Consider the following 607-nt stretch of genomic DNA (forward strand, 5'->3'; position numbering starts at 1 on the left):
CGCCCGCCGCGCCGTCCTCGCCGCGGCTGCGGGTGCGGTTGAACACCCACTGCGGGTTGAAGCCCGTGACCATGATGGCGAACGCCACGGCCGTGAGCAGCACCGACGACAGCACCATGAGCCCCTTCTCGTCCAGCGAGAGCACGGCGTAGAGCCCTGCGAGGCAGCCGAGGAAGATGCCGAGCCCCTCGCCGAGCGCGTACACGCCGAACACGGTGAGCGCCGGGGAGCCGGTGCGCCGCAGGTACTTGCAAGCGCCCAGCCAGCAGCCGAACTGCACGCCGAACATCCCCAGGAAGTTGATGGCGTAGGCTGCAAGGCGCAGGGTGGGGTTGCCGTAGTCGATGAAGATGGGCACGTAGCTCAGCATGAACAGCGGCAGGCTCCAACGGTAGGCGAGCGAGATGTTCAGGTAGCGCGACAGCCGCAGGCACAGTGCCAGCATGACGAGCGACAGCACGCAGGCGCACGTGAACGGTATGAGGAAGTGGGCGATGCGGTCGCCCATGATCTCCGGCGTGGCCACCACGCGGAAGAACGCCACCTGCACCCACGACACGCATGCGAGCACGCCGAACGAGAGCAGCCCGCGGTGCGCGCGCGGCCG

Annotated in this window: 1 protein-coding gene; it reads right to left on the reverse strand. The window is 68.4% G+C overall.

Annotated features, from left to right (window positions below):
- Nucleotides 1-607, reverse strand: a 607-nt coding sequence (locus GPA_RS19615; RefSeq protein WP_041239767.1) for a hypothetical protein, incomplete at both ends; no start/stop codon positions are given.

The organism is Gordonibacter pamelaeae 7-10-1-b, from assembly GCF_000210055.1.
In the GTDB taxonomy this organism is placed as follows: Bacteria; Actinomycetota; Coriobacteriia; order Coriobacteriales; family Eggerthellaceae; genus Gordonibacter; species Gordonibacter pamelaeae.